14 protein-coding genes are annotated in these 16,712 nt (G+C 63.5%); 4 read left to right on the top strand and 10 right to left on the bottom strand.

Features of this window, described 5'->3' with window-relative positions:
- Window positions 1–24: 24 nt before the first annotated feature.
- Entirely contained in the window at window positions 25–453 is a 429-nt protein-coding gene (locus tag CLU87_RS05130) for an Hsp20/alpha crystallin family protein (protein WP_099729748.1), read from the bottom strand.
- Between the two features lie 159 nt (window positions 454–612).
- On the opposite strand from CLU87_RS05130, the gene CLU87_RS05125 reads away from it, so the two are divergent.
- The 3 genes from CLU87_RS05125 to CLU87_RS05115 are packed head-to-tail and all read left to right on the top strand — an operon-like array spanning window position 613 to window position 5,610.
- Entirely contained in the window at window positions 613–3,288 is a 2,676-nt protein-coding gene (locus CLU87_RS05125) for an FtsX-like permease family protein (RefSeq protein ID WP_099729747.1), read from the top strand.
- A 40-nt stretch (window positions 3,289–3,328) separates the two neighbouring features.
- Window positions 3,329–4,420, top strand: coding sequence for a PLP-dependent cysteine synthase family protein (locus tag CLU87_RS05120; RefSeq protein WP_099729746.1), 1,092 nt, complete (start codon window positions 3,329–3,331; stop codon window positions 4,418–4,420).
- A 20-nt stretch (window positions 4,421–4,440) separates the two neighbouring features.
- Window positions 4,441–5,610: a lipocalin-like domain-containing protein gene (locus CLU87_RS05115; RefSeq protein WP_369804290.1), complete on the top strand. Its 1,170-nt coding sequence runs from the start codon at window positions 4,441–4,443 to the stop codon at window positions 5,608–5,610.
- 56 nt (window positions 5,611–5,666) lie between these two features.
- Here the strand turns inward: CLU87_RS05115 and CLU87_RS05110 are convergent, their stop codons facing one another.
- From CLU87_RS05110 to CLU87_RS05090, 5 genes are all read right to left on the bottom strand, one after another.
- Window positions 5,667–6,668, bottom strand: a complete 1,002-nt coding sequence (locus CLU87_RS05110; protein WP_056061594.1) for a branched-chain amino acid ABC transporter permease — start codon at window positions 6,666–6,668, stop codon at window positions 5,667–5,669.
- Window positions 6,669–6,680: 12 nt separating this feature from the next.
- Complete coding sequence (locus tag CLU87_RS05105) at window positions 6,681–7,565, bottom strand: branched-chain amino acid ABC transporter permease (RefSeq protein ID WP_056747693.1); 885 nt, start codon at window positions 7,563–7,565, stop codon at window positions 6,681–6,683.
- 98 nt (window positions 7,566–7,663) lie between these two features.
- Window positions 7,664–8,860 (bottom strand): ABC transporter substrate-binding protein, encoded by a 1,197-nt coding sequence (locus CLU87_RS05100; RefSeq protein WP_099729744.1) that lies wholly within the window; start codon window positions 8,858–8,860, stop codon window positions 7,664–7,666.
- Window positions 8,861–8,919: 59 nt separating this feature from the next.
- Window positions 8,920–9,633: an ABC transporter ATP-binding protein gene (locus CLU87_RS05095; protein ID WP_056747689.1), complete on the bottom strand. Its 714-nt coding sequence runs from the start codon at window positions 9,631–9,633 to the stop codon at window positions 8,920–8,922.
- Entirely contained in the window at window positions 9,633–10,403 is a 771-nt protein-coding gene (locus CLU87_RS05090; RefSeq protein WP_015013285.1) for an ABC transporter ATP-binding protein, read from the bottom strand. Before CLU87_RS05090 ends, CLU87_RS05095 begins: the two co-directional genes overlap by 1 nt.
- Before the next feature lie 376 nt (window positions 10,404–10,779).
- On the opposite strand from CLU87_RS05090, the gene CLU87_RS05085 reads away from it, so the two are divergent.
- Window positions 10,780–12,615 carry an ABC transporter transmembrane domain-containing protein gene (locus CLU87_RS05085; RefSeq protein WP_099729743.1) on the top strand — a complete coding sequence of 612 codons (1,836 nt, stop codon included), beginning with the start codon at window positions 10,780–10,782 and terminating at the stop codon, window positions 12,613–12,615.
- A 47-nt stretch (window positions 12,616–12,662) separates the two neighbouring features.
- Here the strand turns inward: CLU87_RS05085 and CLU87_RS05080 are convergent, their stop codons facing one another.
- From CLU87_RS05080 to CLU87_RS05065, 4 genes are all read right to left on the bottom strand, one after another.
- Window positions 12,663–13,145, bottom strand: coding sequence for a DUF1178 family protein (locus CLU87_RS05080; protein WP_099729742.1), 483 nt, complete (start codon window positions 13,143–13,145; stop codon window positions 12,663–12,665).
- Window positions 13,146–13,321: 176 nt separating this feature from the next.
- Window positions 13,322–13,627 carry a DUF2818 family protein gene (locus tag CLU87_RS05075; RefSeq protein WP_099729741.1) on the bottom strand — a complete coding sequence of 102 codons (306 nt, stop codon included), beginning with the start codon at window positions 13,625–13,627 and terminating at the stop codon, window positions 13,322–13,324.
- A gap of 73 nt (window positions 13,628–13,700) precedes the next feature.
- Entirely contained in the window at window positions 13,701–15,194 is a 1,494-nt protein-coding gene (gene nuoN / locus CLU87_RS05070) for an NADH-quinone oxidoreductase subunit NuoN (protein ID WP_056061579.1), read from the bottom strand.
- A gap of 29 nt (window positions 15,195–15,223) precedes the next feature.
- Window positions 15,224–16,699 carry an NADH-quinone oxidoreductase subunit M gene (locus CLU87_RS05065; protein WP_056061577.1) on the bottom strand — a complete coding sequence of 492 codons (1,476 nt, stop codon included), beginning with the start codon at window positions 16,697–16,699 and terminating at the stop codon, window positions 15,224–15,226.
- Between the last annotated feature and the right edge of the window lie 13 nt (window positions 16,700–16,712).

Here is a 16,712-nt window from a genome sequence, read left to right as displayed (position 1 = left end):
TGCAGCCAAAGCGGCTGCGGGCCTTTACTCGATGTTCAGCCGCTGCGCCGCCTTGTTCACCTTCTTGGGCAGGGTCAGCGTCAGCACGCCGTTGTCATACTTGGCCTTGGCCTGCGCGGCGTCCACATCGGCGGGCAGCTGGAAGCTGCGGGCCACAGCGCCAAAGTAGCGCTCGCTGCGCAGCACCTTTTCGCCCTCGCGCTTTTCGTCGTGCTGGCGCACCTCGGCACGCAGGCTCACCACATTGCCTTCGAGCGAGACATGGATGTCCTCCTTGGCCACGCCGGGCACCTCGGCCTGCACCGTGTAGCCACCTTCGGTTTCCTTCACATCCACCTTGATCTGGCTGGGCGAAGGCAGGTTGTCGCCATGCAGCGGGCGCACGTAAAAGCCGGGGGCAATGTCCTTGAAAAAGTCGTCAAACAGACTGCCACGGGTCACGAGAGAGCTCATGGTTTTGGCTCCTGAAAAGGGGTTGAAACAGACAACTGAGCCAGCGCAGGAGGGCGGGCCCTGATTCCAAGATAGGTCTGCGGCATCGCGGCTTCAAGGGGGTTGAAATGCAAGGTTGATGTGCGTCAAAAACCCAGGCTCCCAACGCCTGCGGCCACAATGCAGGCCATGCTCGCCCTGCTCCGCACCTTCTCCTGGCAAGACCTGCGCCACCACCCCTGGCGGAGCGCCGCAGCGGTGGCGGCCGTGATGCTGGGTGTGGCACTGGCGTTTGCGGTGCATGTGATCAATGCGTCGGCGCTGGACGAGTTCTCGCAGGCCGTGCGCGCCGTCAACGGCCAGCCCGACCTGGAGCTGCGCGCCATGCAAGGCAGCCTGCCCGAGGCGCTGTACGAACGCCTGGCCACCGACCCGCAAGTGGCCCGCGCCAGCCCGCTGCTGGAGCTGTCGGCCGTAGCGCAGGCAGATACAGCCGCGGGCGCCAAAGACCAGTCCCTTCGCACCCCCATCCGCGTGCTGGGCGCCGATGCACTGCTGCTGCCCACCATGGCCCCGGCGCTGGTGCCGCGCCCCTGGGACAGCGCCGACCGGTTCGCCCTCTTCGCACCCGCCACGGTGTTCCTCAATACGGCCGCGCTGCAGGTGCTGGGGCTTTCTGCCGCCGCTCCAGCACCATCCTCGCCCCTGCCCCGCCTTACGCTGCAGGTGGGTTTGCAACAGGCGCTCACGGTGCAGGTGGCGGGCACCGTGACCGCCGGCGGCGCGCCGCTGGCCGTGATGGACATTGGCGCTGCGCAAGACCTGTTTGGCCGTGCAGGCGCACTCACCCGCATCGACCTGCAACTGCAGCCCGGCACCGACCGCACTGCGTGGGAAGCCACACTGCGCGCGCAGCCCGGCTGGCCTGCCAACCTGGTGCTGGCGCAGCCCAGCGATGCCACCCAGCGCATCAGCAACCTGTCGCGCGCCTACCGGGTCAACCTGACGGTGCTGGCGCTGGTGGCACTGTTCACCGGGGCGTTTCTGGTGTTCTCGGTGCTGGCCCTCAGCGTGGCGCAGCGCGGGCCGCAGTTTGCGCTGCTGGCCGTGCTAGGCGCCACACCGCGCCAGCGGCTGGCACTGGTGCTGGCAGAGTCGGCAGCGCTGGGCCTGCTGGGCAGCGTGCTGGGCATAACGCTGGGCACCGCGCTGGCGGCCACGGCGCTGCAACTGCTGGGCGGCGACCTGGGCGGTGGCTACTTTGCGGGCGTGCGGCCGGCGCTGCAATGGAGCGCCCCCGCCGCCCTGGTGTACGGCGCACTGGGCGTGGCGGCCGCCTTGGCGGGTGGCTGGTGGCCCGCACGCGCCGCGCAGACCCTGCCCCCGGCCCAGACCCTGAAGGGCCTTGGCGCCGCGGCCAGCCAGGCGGACAAGGGCACTGTTGGTATCGTTTTGATAGCTACCGGGGCAATTTTGACTAGCGCTCCACCCGTATTTGGCATTCCACTGGCCGCGTACGTCGCCATTGCCCTGCTACTGGTGGGTGGCATCGCCCTGTTGCCCTGGGGCATGGCGCGGTTGCTGGCATGGCTGCAGCCCCTGGCCGCACGCCATGCGCTGCCACTGCTGGCGCTGGAGCGCGCGCGGCGCATGCGGGGCAGCGCGGCCATCGCGGTGGGCGGCGTGGTCGCATCCCTCAGCCTGGCCGTTGCGCTGACGGTGATGGTGTCCAGCTTTCGCGGCTCGGTCACTCAGTGGCTGGACGCGGTGCTGCCGTCGCCGCTGTACGTGCGCTCGGCCCTCAGTGCGGGCGGCACGGGCGGCGGTGAGGCCGCGTTGCTGCCTGCAGGCTTTGCCGAAGCAGTGGGCCAGTTGCCAGGACTGGACCGCGTGCAGCCCCTGCGCGCCAGCCCACTGCAGCTGTCCCCCACGCTGCCCGCCCTCACGGTGCTGAGCCGCCCCCTGGGCGATGAGCCGGCGCAGACCCTGCCGCTGGTGGGCGAGGCCCTGCCCGTGCCCCCCGGCCGCACCGGCGTGTACATCAGCGAGGCCGTGGTGGACCTGTACGGCCTGCGCCCCGGCATGGAGTGGCCTGCACTTTCCAAGGCTTTTAGCCCCCAAGCGCTAGAGAATCATGCGCCAGCAGCTATCTTTTACATAGCAGGCATCTGGCGTGACTATGCCCGGCAAACCGGCGCCGTGGTGATGGACCGCGCTGTGTGGCTGCGCCTGACCGGCGACGCCCGCACCAGCGACCTGGCCCTGTGGCCCAGCGAGGGCACCGACCTGTCGGCCTTGCAGGCGTCCATCCGCGCGCTCGCTGCGACCCAAGCCGGCCGCCAGCTCTCCACTGCGGCGGGCGCCACCACGGGCGACGGCAACGAGGCCCTGGTGGAATTCAGCTCCGCCGCCACCATCCGCGAACGCTCGCTGCGCATCTTCGACCGCAGCTTTGCCGTCACCTACTGGCTGCAGGCCGTCGCCATCGGCATCGGCCTGTTCGGCGTAGCCGCCAGCTTCAGCGCCCAGGTGCTGGCACGGCGCAAGGAGTTTGGCCTGCTCGCCCACCTGGGCCTCACGCGGCGCCAGATCCTGACCGTGGTGGCGGGCGAAGGGGCCGCGTGGACGGCGGTGGGTGCCGCGGCGGGCGTGCTGCTGGGGCTGGCCGTGTCCGTGGTGCTGGTGCACGTGGTCAACCCGCAGAGTTTTCACTGGACGATGGATTTGGCGGTACCGGGTTGGAGGTTGCTGGGGCTGTGTGCTGCCGTTGTTGTGTCGGGCACGGTCACCGCATGGCTGGCGGGCCGGGCGGCGGCGGGAAGGGATGCGGTGATGGCGGTGAAAGAGGATTGGTGAAGATACGAGCTACCCCATGGAACACCGCGACAATGCAACTATGTCTTTTCAACAGAACACCTCCGAACCTTGCCACACTCAAGATCGCGCCCCCTGGCTGCACGAAGCCATCGCCCGCATCGAAGCCGACTACCAGCGCAGCGCTGACACCCACCTGATCCCGCTGCGCCTGCCCGCGTTTGCTGCGCATGGCATTGACCTGTACCTCAAGGACGAATCCACCCACCCCACCGGCAGCCTGAAGCACCGGTTGGCGCGGTCGCTGTTTTTGTATGCGCTGTGTAATGGCTGGGTGCATGAGGGCTCGACCATCGTCGAGTCGTCCAGCGGCTCCACGGCGGTGAGTGAGGCTTACTTTGCCCGGCTGCTAGGGTTGCCGTTTGTGGCGGTGATGCCGCGCAGCACGTCACCCGAGAAAGTGGCGCAGATCGAGTTCCATGGCGGGCGTTGCCACTTTGTGGACAGCGCGGGCGCTGTGTATGACGCGGCCCGTGCGATTGCCGAGGAGACGGGCGGCCACTACATGGACCAGTTCACGTATGCCGAGCGCGCGACCGACTGGCGCGGCAACAACAACATTGCCGAGAGCATGTTCACGCAGATGGCGCGCGAGCCGCACCCTGTGCCGCGCTGGATCGTGGTGGGCGCGGGCACGGGCGGCACCAGCGCCACCATTGGCCGCTACGTGCGCTACCAGCGCCATGCCACGCAGGTGTGTGTGGCCGACCCGGCGGGGTCGGTGTTCAGCGCCTACCACCGCACGGGCGATGCGCAGCTGACGGCTCCGGGATCCCGCATTGAAGGCATTGGGCGCCCACGGGTGGAGCCAAGCTTTGTCCGCACGCTGGTGGACCGCATGGTGGATGTGGCGGACTGCGAGTCCATCGCCGCCATGCGTGCGCTGTCGCAGTTGCTGGGGCGGCGCGTGGGCCCGTCCACGGGCACCAACTTTGTGGCCATGCTCACGCTGGCCAGCGAGATGCGCGAGCGTGGCGAGCACGGCTCCATCCTGTCGCTGCTGTGTGATGCGGGCGAGCGGTACTTGCCCACGTATTTCGACACCGAATGGGTGGACCGCATGTTTGGCGACTGCTCAGCCGCGCAGCAGAAGATAGACGCACTGATCGGCTGACGTCCGCTCCCCTCCGCACCATGCCCTTTTCTGCTTTGCCTCCAGGCCTGTTGACGCAACCAAGCGGCCCTCTGGCCACGCGACGCCAGTGGCTGGTAACGCAGATGCCCGTGGGCCTGGCAGCCGTCGGTGCTGCAGGGTGGTTGCCCGAGACAGCGCATGCATTGCCTGCACGGGCGTTGACCTTTCCCCGTGACCACGGCAGCCACCCGGAGCTTCGTACCGAGTGGTGGTACATCACCGGCCAGGTGCAAGCGCAGGGGCAACCGTGGGGCTTTCAGATCACATTCTTTCGCTCGCGGGTCGATGCGACGCGACAGCTGCAGTCGGCGTTTGCTGCCAAACACCTGCTGTTCGCGCACGCCGCCATCACCGATGTGCGCGGCCAGCGGCTGGTGCATGACCAGCGCATTGCGCGTGCTGGTTTTGGGGTGGCGCAGGCCAGTGAGGTCGACACCCGAATCCGCCTGCAGGACTGGACGCTGGAGCGCGGCGACACCGCACGCGGAAAGCCAGACTTTGCAGCCAGCCGCTACACCACACACATCGTGGGCAGCGAGTTTGGGCTGGACCTGGTGTTTGACAGCAGCCAGCCCTTGCTGCTCCAGGGGCAGCAAGGGCTGTCCCGCAAGGGGCCGGACGCCGAGCAGGCCAGTTACTACTACAGCCAGCCACAGTTGGCCGTCAGCGGCACCTTGCAGGTGGGCAACAAACGCATGGAGGTGACGCCCGACACCGGCCGCGCCTGGATGGACCACGAGTGGAGCGAGGCACTGCTGCACCCCGAGGCCCAGGGGTGGGACTGGATTGGCATGAACCTGCATGATGGCAGTGCGCTCACGGCCTTCCGACTGCGGCGGGCTGATGGCACCGCGCTGTGGGCGGGCGGATCGTGGCGGGCACCCGGGCAGCCGGTGCAGGTGTTTGGCGCACAGTCTGTGGCGTTCACCCCCTTGCGGTGGTGGGCCAGCCCGCGCAGTGGCGCGCGCTACCCGGTGCAGTGGCGGGTGGAAACGCCCGCAGGCAGCTTTGAAGTGAATGCGCTGCTGGAAAGCCAGGAGCTGGACAGCAGCGGATCGACGGGTGCGATCTATTGGGAAGGGCTGTCGGACCTGATGAGCGCCAGAGGCCAACCCATAGGTAGGGGCTACCTGGAGATGACCGGATATGCAAAGCCGCTGCGCCTGTAAAAGCTGCAGCGGCTTGATGCCCGATAAATGCCGCCAGACCGTGCGGCGTCACCCCCTCAATGCTTGGCGGAGCTGCCTGCGCGGCGTTGTGCCAGCCAGGCAATGATCTCGCCCATGATGCCGCGGCGGAAGGCCAGCACGCAGATCACGAAGATCAGGCCAGTGACCATGGTGACGGATTCGCCCAGGGTCTTGAACCATTCCACGCTGGTCAAGGCGGCCAACAGGTTGCCGAATTCGCCGATCTTGTTCTCCAGCAGCACCACCACGGCCGAGCCGATGAGCGGGCCCGACAGCGTGCCCAGGCCGCCTACCAGCGTCATCAGGATGACCTGGCCCGACGCGGTCCAGTGCACATCGGACAGCGTGGCAAAGCCGAGCACCAGGGTCTTGAGAGAGCCTGCCAGGCCCGCCAGAGCCGCCGACAACACAAAGGCCAGCAGCTTGAAGCGGTGCGTGTCATAGCCCAGCGAGATGGCGCGGGGCTCGTTCTCCTTGATGCCCTTGAGCACCTGGCCGAACGGCGAGTGGATGGTGCGCACGATCAGCAAGAAGGCTGCGACCACGATGACCAGCGCGACGTAGTACATGACGAGGTCGCTTTGCAGATCGATCAAGCCAAACAGCTTGCCGCGCGGCACACCCTGCAAGCCGTCCTCACCACCCGTGAAGGGGGCTTGGAGACAGGCAAAGAACAGCATCTGCGCCAACGCCAATGTGATCATGGAGAAGTAGATGCCCTGGCGGCGAATGGCCAGCCAGCCAAACAGCAGGCCCAGCAGCGCGCCACCGGCGGTGCCGAGCAGCAGGCCTACTTCAGGCGTCAGGCCCCACACCTTGATGGCGTGGCCAGCCACATAGGCGGCGCCACCAAGGAAGGCCGCATGGCCAAAAGACAACAGGCCGGTATAACCGAGCAGCAGGTTGAACGCGGAAGCAAACAGTGCAAAGCACATGAGCTTCATCACGAAGACGGGATAGGCGCCGAGAAAAGGCGCGGCAATGAGGGCCAGCAACAGCAGGCCGTAACCAATGGTGGCAGTGTTCTTGGAATTCATGCTGGCGGCCCCTTATTTTTCTTTGCCGAACAGGCCGGCGGGGCGAATGAGAAGAACGATGACCATGATGACGAACACCACGGTGGAAGATGCTTCGGGGTAGAACACCTTGGTGAAACCTTCGATCACTCCCAGGCCCAGCCCGGTCAAGATGGAGCCCATGATGGAGCCCATGCCGCCAATCACGACCACGGCAAACACCACGATGATGAGGTTCTGCCCCATGAGCGGGGTGACCTGGTACACGGGGGCGGCCAGCACACCGGCAAAAGCAGCCAGTGCGGCACCAAAGGCGTAGGTCAGGGTCACCATCACCGGCACGTTGATGCCGAAGGCTTCCACCAGGCGCGGGTTTTCGGTACCGGCACGCAGATAGGCGCCGAGCTTGGTTTTTTCGATCACGTACCAGGTGGCCAGACAGATCACCACCGACGCGACCACCACCCAGGCGCGATAGTTGGGCATGATCATGAAGCCGAGATTGGTCGCGCCTTCCAGCAGTTCAGGTGTGTCGTAGCCCAGGCCCGACACGCCATAGATGGAGCGGAACACGCCTTCGATCAGCAGGGTCAGGCCCAGCGTGAGCAGCAGCCCGTACAGGTGATCAAGCTTGTAGATCCAGCGCAGCAGCAAGCGCTCGATCAGCACCCCGAACAGCCCCACCACGAGCGGCGCCAGCACCAGCATCAACCAGTAGTTGATGCCGAAGTAGTTCATGGCCATCCATGTCAGCAATGCCCCGGTCATGAACAGTGCACCGTGCGCAAAGTTGATGACGTTGAGCAGGCCGAAGATCACAGCCAGCCCCAGGCTGAGGATTGCGTAGAACGATCCGTTGACCAGCCCCAGAAGGAGCTGGCTCAACAGGCCGGGCAATGAGACACCAAAGATTTCCATGGGAGGCAGCAGCAGGTGGAGAGAGTTCAGGTCAGAGGACCACACCGGGCCCGGCGCCCCGCAGGGACAGCCAGGCCGGTGTGCGCCCTCTCAGGGGTTTACTTCCAGAGCGGGCACTTGCTCTCGGCCTTGGTGGTGAACACCGAGTCACCAGGCAGCTTCTTGATCAGCTTGTAGTAGTCCCAGGGCTTGGTGGACTCTGCGGGCTTCTTCACTTCCATCAGGTACATGTCGTGCACATAGCGGCCATCAGGACGAATCTGGCCAGAGGCGAAGAAGTCATTCATCTTCATCTTGCGCCAGGTTTCCATGACCTTGTCGGCATCCACCGACTTGGCTGCTTCCACGGCTTTGAGGTAGTTCATGGTGGCTGAATAGTCAGCAGCTTGAATTTCACCAGGCATGCGCTTGGTTTTCTCGAAGAAGCGGGCAGAGAACTTGCGGGTCTCGTCATTCAGGTCCCAGTACCAGCTGGTGGTGAACTGCAGGCCTTCGGTATTGCGCAGGCCCAGGCTGTGCACGTCGGAGATGAAGATCAGCAGGCCGGCGAGCTTCATGCTCTTGCCGATGCCGAACTCCTTGGCAGCCTTGATGGAGTTGATGGTGTCGCCACCCGCATTGGCCAGGCCCAGGATCTGCGCCTTGGAGTTCTGTGCCTGCAGCAGGAAGGACGAGAAGTCCGACGCGTTCAGCGGGTGGCGCACGGCACCCACCACATTGCCGCCCTTGGCCTTGACCACTGAGGTAGTGTCGGCCTCGAGCGCATGGCCGAAGGCATAGTCTGCCGTCAGGAAGTACCAGCTCTTGCCACCGCCATCCACAATGGCCGAGCCAGTGCCCTTGGCCAGCGCCACGGTGTCATACGCATAGTGGACGGTGTAAGGCGAGCACTGTTCGTTGGTCAATGCCGAACTGGCAGCGCCGTTGTTGATGTAGACGCGCTTCTTCTCGGCGGCTACCTTGGCAATGGCCAGTGCGGTGCCGGAGTTGGTGCCACCAAACACCATGGTCAGGCCCTGGGTGTCGATCCACTCGCGGGCCTTGGAGGCTGCGATGTCGGCCTTGTTCTGGTGGTCGGCGCTCATCAGTTCGATGGGCATGCCCAGCACCTTGCCGCCAAAGTCATCAATGGCCATCTGGATGGCGACTGCGCCGTTCTTGCCTTCCACGTCCGCGTACAGGCTGGACATGTCGGTGATGAAACCGATCTTGACCTTGTCCTGTGCGTGCGCGGCCGAGGTGGCCAAGCCTGCAACGCCCAGCATCAGTGCCAGCACTTTGAGTTGTTTCTTCATGGATTTGTCTCCTGTGGGTGTGGTGGAAGAAAGCGGTAGGGAAAGGGTGTGGGCGTGGCTCAGACGCCCAGCAGTTCGTTGAGTACAGGCATCTTGGCTTCCAGCTCGGCAGCGCCGAACTTCTCCACGATGCGGCCGTGCTCCATCACGTAGAACCGGTCGGCCAGCGGTGCGGCAAAACGGAAGTTCTGCTCAACCATGACCACGGTGTAGCCCTTCTGGCGCAGCATGGTGATCATGCGGGCCAGGGCCTGCACAATGACGGGCGCCAGGCCTTCGGAGATTTCATCGAGCAGCAGCAGGTTGGCGCCGGTGCGCAGGATGCGGGCCACGGCCAGCATCTGCTGTTCACCGCCCGACAGGCGCGTACCCTGGCTGTTCTTGCGCTCGGCCAGGTTGGGAAACATGGCGTAGATCTCCTGCACCGACATGCCCGGCGTGCCCGTCTTGAGGGCGGGTGGCAGCAGCAGGTTTTCTTCGCACGACAGGCTGGAGAAAATGCCACGCTCTTCGGGGCAGTAGCCCACGCCCAGGTGCGCAATACGGTGCGTGGGCATGTTCACGGTTTCCACGCCGTTGATCTTGACCGAACCCTTGCGCGCACCGGTCAGCCCCATGATGGCGCGCATGGTGGTGGTGCGGCCTGCGCCGTTGCGGCCCAGCAGCGTGACCACCTCGCCCGGCTGGACGACGATGTCCACGCCGTGCAGCACATGCGACTCGCCGTACCAGGCTTCGAGGTTCTTGATTTCGAGTGCGGGAGCGCCAGCCATCAGTGCGCTCCCTGCAGTTGGCCGTCGGTCGTGCCCATGTAGGCTTCCATGACTTGGGGGTTGTTGGAGACTTCTGCGTAGGGGCCTTCGGCCAGCACGGCGCCGCGCTGCAGCACCGTGATGCGGTCAGCGATGGTGGAGACCACCTTCATGTTGTGCTCCACCATCAGGATGGTGCGGCCTGCCGAGACCTTCTTGATGAGCTGGGTAACGCGGTCCACGTCTTCGTGGCCCATGCCCTGCGTGGGCTCGTCCAGCAGCATCAACTCGGGCTCCATGGACAGCGTGGTCGCGATCTCCAGTGCGCGCTTGCGGCCATAGGGCAGGTTCACGGTCACTTCATCGGCCAGGTCTTCCAGCCCCACCTCGGTCAGCAGTTGCATGGCACGGTCGTCAAGCTGCCGCAGGGTGCGCTCGCTGCGCCAAAAGTGGAACGAGGTGCCCAGCTTGCGCTGCAGGCCCAGGCGCACGTTCTCGATGAGTGTTAGGTGCGGAAACACGGCCGAGATCTGGAACGAGCGGATCACTCCACGGCGCGCAATCTGTGCGGGCTGCTCTCGCGTGATGTCGTGCCCGTTGAAGCGGATGACACCCGAGGTCGGCTCCAGGAACTTGGTGAGCAGGTTGAAGCACGTGGTCTTGCCCGCCCCATTGGGACCGATCAGCGCATGGATGGAGCCGCGCCGAACGGCCAGGTTCACATCGCTGACGGCGGTGAAGCCCTTGAACTCTTTGGTCAGGCTGTTGGTTTCAAGAATGACGTCGCTCATTGCGCCTTGGCCGCTCCGTAGGGTGCTGAAATGAGGAGCCTTGCAACAAGGTCTCCAGGTAGTTGGATCGCAACGCATCGTATGTCTCCCTACCCCGCAGTAGATACTGGGACTAATGCCTATGTATAAATGCCTACGTACCCGCCCTGAGGGCGCGCGGCGCTGGGGATGTACGGGCGTGGGCAGCGCGCCAGTGCTCAATTTGGCGCAGTAGCGGGGACAGAAGCCCACACGCGGTGGCGGTGCAGCGCCACGCCCCTCACTGACTTTTTGCTGACAGGCCTTGGTATTCACCACCGTGGGCACTACCTACAGCGAGAGAGAGGCTGTGCCTCCTCCTTCTGCAGCGCCCGGCTGCGCCGCCTACACTGCCACGATGCCCTCCCCCTCCTCCTCCACGCCCACCCGCGGTGCGCCCCGGTCGCTCACGGGACTGCTGCCCTTTTTGCGCCCTTATCGGGCGCGCATTGCACTGTCGCTGGTGTTCCTGGTGCTGGCGGCCTTGGCCACACTGGCGTTTCCCATGGCGCTGCGCAATCTCATCGATGGAGGCCTGGTCTCTGCAACGGGTGACCGGGGAGCGCAGGCCATGGCCCTTCGCGGGCATTTTGAAGAGCTGTTTGCGGTGGCCATGGCACTGGGCGGGTTTTCGGCCGCGCGCTTCTATATGGTGAGCTGGCTGGGCGAGCGCGTCACCGCTGACCTGCGCAACGCCGTCTACAGCCATGTGCTGCAGCAAAGCCCCCAGTTCTTCGAGACCAGCCAAACCGGCGAGGTGCTGTCGCGGCTGACGTCGGACACGACACTGGTGCAGACCGTGGTCGGCTCATCGCTGTCCATGGGGCTACGCAATGCGGTTCTGGGTCTGGGTGCCCTGGTCATGCTGGTGTGGACGAATCCCTATGTGATGTCGGTGGTACTGCTGGCCGTCGTGCTGGTGGTGCTGCCCACGATGTGGATCGGTCGCAGGGTGCGCCGATTGTCACGCGACAGCCAGGACCGCGTGGCCGACTCCAGCGCCATCGCGGCCGAAGTGCTCAACGCCATCCCCGTGGTGCAAAGCTATACCGCTGAGCCACGCGAGGCTTCAAGGTTTGCGCGGGCCACGGAAGACGCATTTCGCGCGGCGGTCAAGCGCACCAAGGCACGCGCCTTGCTCGTGGCTTTCATCATCATCGCCAACGCGGCCCTTCTGCTGTGGGGGTTGTACCGAGGTACGGAAGCTGTACTGGCCGGACAGATGAGTGCAGGCCACCTGGGCCAGACCGTGGTGTACGTGATTCTGCTGGCGAGCGCGGTGGCAGTACTGGGCGAAGTGTACGGAGACCTGCTGCGTGCTGCCGGTGCCACCGAGCGCTTGATGGAGTTGCTGTCCAGCCAATCCCCGGTGGCGAACCCAGCAATACCCAAGCGGCTGCCCACTTCGGATCAAGGGCTGGAGGTGCAGTTTGACAACGTGCAGTTTCACTACCCATCGCGCCCGGATCAACCCGCGCTGCAGAACTTCTCTCTGAACCTGTCACCCGGAGAGACGGTGGCACTGGTGGGCGCCAGCGGGGCGGGCAAGACCACGGTGTTTCAGTTGCTGCAGCGCTTTTATGACGTGGATAGAGGCTGGGAGGCGGGTGCTCAGGGTTCACGAGAGGGACGCATCCTATTGAACGGTGTGGACATCCGCGACCTGAGCTTGGACACACTGCGCGCCCATACGGGCACCGTGCCCCAGGATGCCGTGATTTTCTCCGCCTCGGCCATGGACAACGTCCGCTATGGCCGTCCGGACGCCTCCGACGAAGAGGTCATGGCTGCCACCCGGGCTGCCTTTGCGCATGACTTCATCGCAGCCCTGCCCGAGGGCTATCACACGTTTCTGGGCGAACGGGGTGTACGCCTGTCGGGCGGCCAGCGCCAGCGCATCGCCATTGCCCGAGCCATGCTCAAAAATCCGCCCCTGTTGCTGCTGGACGAGGCCACCAGCGCACTGGATGCAGAAAGTGAGCGCATGGTGCAGGCCGCGCTGGACACCGCCATGCAGCGCCACACGGGCAGAAGGACCACACTGGTGATCGCCCACCGCCTGGCCACGGTACAAAATGCCGACCGCATCGTGGTGCTGGACCACGGTCAGATCGTGGAGCAAGGCACCCACAGCGCATTGATGGCACAAGGTGGGGTGTATGCGCGCCTGGCTGCACTGCAGTTCACCAACTGATCCCAGCACCATTCCGCAAGGTTTACACCTAGGACCGGGTGCAGTGGCTACTGCAGGGTTTCCTTGACTGCCGCTGGCAGCGGCATGACGGCAATGCCCTCATCCAGCAACTGCAACGCCTCCTGCGCGGTGGCCTGGCCACGAATGGCCCGATCCTGAACCTCGCCGTGGTGCATGCGCCTGGCTTCGTCGGCAAACCGGGAGCCGACATCTTCGGTATTCGCGACGACCTTGCGGGCCAGCTCCAGCCACGCTGCCTGTAGCGCTGGGAGAAGCGTTGATGCCTCGACCTGCGCGCTGGAAACAGCATGTGGAACAGAAGTTGTGCCGGACGGTGCCGCCGCAGCTGCGGCGGGCTCGCGGGCGCCCAGATTCAGGCGCGGCGCGCTCAGCCGCTTGTCGATATGAACGTCTGCGCACAAAGGGCACTGCACCAACCCGCGCTGCTTCTGGCTCTGAAAGTCATCTTCAGAACCAAACCAGCCTTCAAACACATGGCCGTGCTGACATTGGAGATCCAGTACCTTCATAAGATGCATCGTACGCTGGTGAGCGCAATCCCATGATGGGCGCTACCAGGCACATCAACGTCCAGGTGCAGAGTTGTGTTCAGAAGTGCTCCACCCCATCTGCCGGCCTACAGCTGGCAACGGGGAAGTGCCCTCAAGGCTTTGTCGAATGGCTCTGCCCGGAACCGACCGCTGCTTCAGCCGTGGCGCCGCAGCAGATACCGATAGACAAACCCGGGGAAGGCCAGCGTGAGAAACATGGTGCCGGTGATGGCGTAAAACTCCCAGCCCTGAGGTGCAATTTGGCCTGCACGACGCTCCAATAACAGAGCCATCCCGCCCACCAAGAAGTACAAAACGATCAGTTCGCCCATGCGCCCGACCAGAGGCTTGCCGTTAGCGACGGAGGGGCCCACCACCAGCCAGCGCTGATTGACGAAGGGCAGATTGGCGGCAATCAAAGCCACCACAATCACAAGCCAAACCGAACCGGTAAGTGACACAGAGGAACTGATCGAGGCAGCAAATTGGGAATGGGAGCAGTAGCCCGCGCGGCGTGTGCGCGCAGGCTACCGATCAGGTCGCCAGTGCGCGGACCACGGCGTCGGCACACAGGGCCATCAAACCGCCTGGCAGCAAGCCCAACACCAGCACCAAAGCGCCGTTGATGGTCAGCACCACGCGCACATCGGCGGGCGCCGATACATTGGTAGCGGTCAAGGGTGCGTCGAAATACATGACCTTCACCACCCGCAGGTAGTAGAACGCACCGATCAGCGACATGATCACGGCAAACACAGCCATCGCCATGTAGATGGTCTGCCCCGAAGCGATCAGGGCTTGAAGAACCGCCAGCTTGGCATAGAAGCCCACCAGAGGAGGGATACCTGCCATGGAGAACAGGCAGACAGCCATCACGCCAGCGTACAGGGGGCTCCGCTGATTGAGGCCTGCGAAATCGGAAATCTCTTCGCTCTCAAAACCTTCCCGGGCCAACAGCAGGATCACACCAAAGGCCGCCAGCGTGGTCAACACATAGGTGATGACGTAGAACATCGAGGCGCTGTAGGCATTCTCCACCGCAGTGGCGTCCACGTTGCCATTGATGACCCCGGACATCAGGCCCAGCAGCACAAAGCCCATCTGGGAGATGGTGGAGTAGGCCAGCATGCGCTTGAGGTTGGTCTGCGCAATGGCTGCCAGGTTACCCACGAGCAAAGAACCAATCGCCAACACGGCCAGCATCTGTTGCCAGTCGATAGCCAGCGGCAGCAGACCATCCACCAGCAAACGGATGGTGATGGCAAATGCAGCCAGCTTGGGCGCACCACCAATCATCAGCGTCACTGCAGTGGGTGCGCCCTGGTAGACATCGGGAATCCACATGTGGAAGGGCACCACCCCCAGCTTGAAGGCCAGACCGGCCACCACAAACACCAAGCCGAACACCAGCACCTGATGCTTGATCTGACCGGAATTGACTGCCTTGAACACCTGGCCAATATCCAGCGAGCCCGTGGCACCGTACACCATGGACAACCCATACAGCAGGAAGCCACTGGCCATGGCGCCCAGCACAAAATACTTCATGGCCGCTTCTGTAGCAGTAGCGTTGTCGCGACGCAATGCCACCAGGGCATAGCTCGACAACGTGAGCAATTCAAGCCCCAGGTAGATCACCAGGAAGTTGTTGCCCGAGATCATGATGAACATGCCGAGCAAAGCGAACATGGACAGCGTGAAGAGTTCGCCCCCCCGCAACATGTCGCGGTCGGCAGCATAGGGGCGGCCATACACCAGGGTGACCATCATGGCTACGGTGGCAAAACACTTGAGCCAATTGCCCATGGCGTCACTCACCACCATATTTCCAAAACCGTAGAAGGTATTGCCGCTGCTGGCATACATGGCCTGCAGGGCAGCCACCACGGCCAGCGTGAGCATGGTCAGCACGTAGGTGCTGGTGCGACGAGGGCTGTGTACGCCCAGATCAACCAGCGCAATCACGCAGGCCATCGTCAACAGCACAATTTCGGGGTAAATCGCTAGCCAGCTGATGTTGTCAATCATCTCGAATCTCTCAGTTCAGTCTGGTCTGTTCAGTTCAGCTTGGTCTGCGCGACATGCTTGAGCAGTTCTGCCACCGAGGTGTCCATCACGTCGGTGAACGGACGGGGGTAGAGGCCCATGGCCAGCACCGCGATGCCCAGCACAGCAAGCACCAGGAACTCGCGGCTGTCGATGTCCGTCAAGCCCTTGACGTTGTCATTGCCCACGGGGCCCAGGTACACACGCTTGAACATCCACAGGGTGTAAGCAGCACCAAAAATCAGCGCAGTGGCGGCAGCCAGACCGATCCAGAAATTGGCCTTGACGGCACCCAGGATCACCATCCACTCACCCACAAAACCGGCCGTACCCGGCAGACCGCAGTTGGCCATGGCAAACAGCAGGGCAAACGCCGTGAAGTTCGGCATGGTGTTGACCACGCCACCATAGGCGGCGATTTCACGGGAGTGCACGCGGTCGTACAAGACACCGATGGACAAGAACATCGCACCGGACACAAAACCGTGCGCAATCATCTGGACAATACCGCCGGACACGCCCAGGTCGTTGAAGATGAAAAAGCCCAAGGTCACAAAACCCATGTGCGCCACCGACGAGTAAGCCACCAGCTTCTTCATGTCTTTCTGGACCATAGCCACCAGGCCCACATAGATCACGGCGATCAGCGACAAGGCAATCATCAGCCAAGCCCACTGGCGTGCAGCGTCAGGAGCGATTGGCAGCGAAAACCGCAGAAAACCGTAGGCACCCAGTTTCAGCATGATGGCGGCCAGCACTGCTGAACCGCCCGTAGGCGCCTCCACGTGCACATCGGGCAGCCAGGTGTGGACGGGCCACATGGGCACCTTCACAGCAAAGGCGGCAAAGAATGCGAAGAACAGCAGGGTCTGTGCACGTCCGCTCAACGGCAGCTGATGCCAGGTCGCAATGTCAAAGCTGCCACCCGACTGGTTGTACAGGTAGATCAGCGCGATGAGCATCAACAGCGACCCGAGCAACGTATACAGGAAGAACTTGAACGCTGCGTAGATCTTATTGGGGCCGCCCCAGATGCCGATGATCAGATACATCGGGATCAGCGTTGCCTCGAAGAACACATAGAACAGAATGCCGTCGAGTGCGCTGAACACACCGATCATGAGCCCCGAAAGGATCAGGAAAGCGCCCATGTACTGGTTCACGCGCTCCGTGATCGACTCCCAGGAAGCAATCACCACAATGACGGTGATGAATGCTGTCAGCGGCACGAACCAGAAGGAAATGCCGTCCACCCCAAGGTGGTAGTGGACGTTGAAGCGCTCGATCCAGTCAGCCTTCTCCACAAACTGCATGGCTGCTGTACCCAGCTTGAAGCCATCGTACAAAGGCAGCGTGACCAGGAAGCCGATCAGCGCGCCGACGAGCGCCAGCCAGCGCACGGCACGCGCGTGCTCATCGCGCCCGATGGCGAGCAACAGCACGCCAAACGCAATCGGTGTCCAGATTGCAAGACTCAACAGACCCATTTTTATTCTTCTC

Source organism: Acidovorax sp. 59 (assembly GCF_002754175.1).
Classification (GTDB): domain Bacteria; phylum Pseudomonadota; class Gammaproteobacteria; order Burkholderiales; family Burkholderiaceae_C; genus Acidovorax; species Acidovorax delafieldii.
The sequence above is the reverse complement of the archived record's forward strand: the minus strand, read 5'-3'. Positions and strand labels throughout refer to the sequence as shown.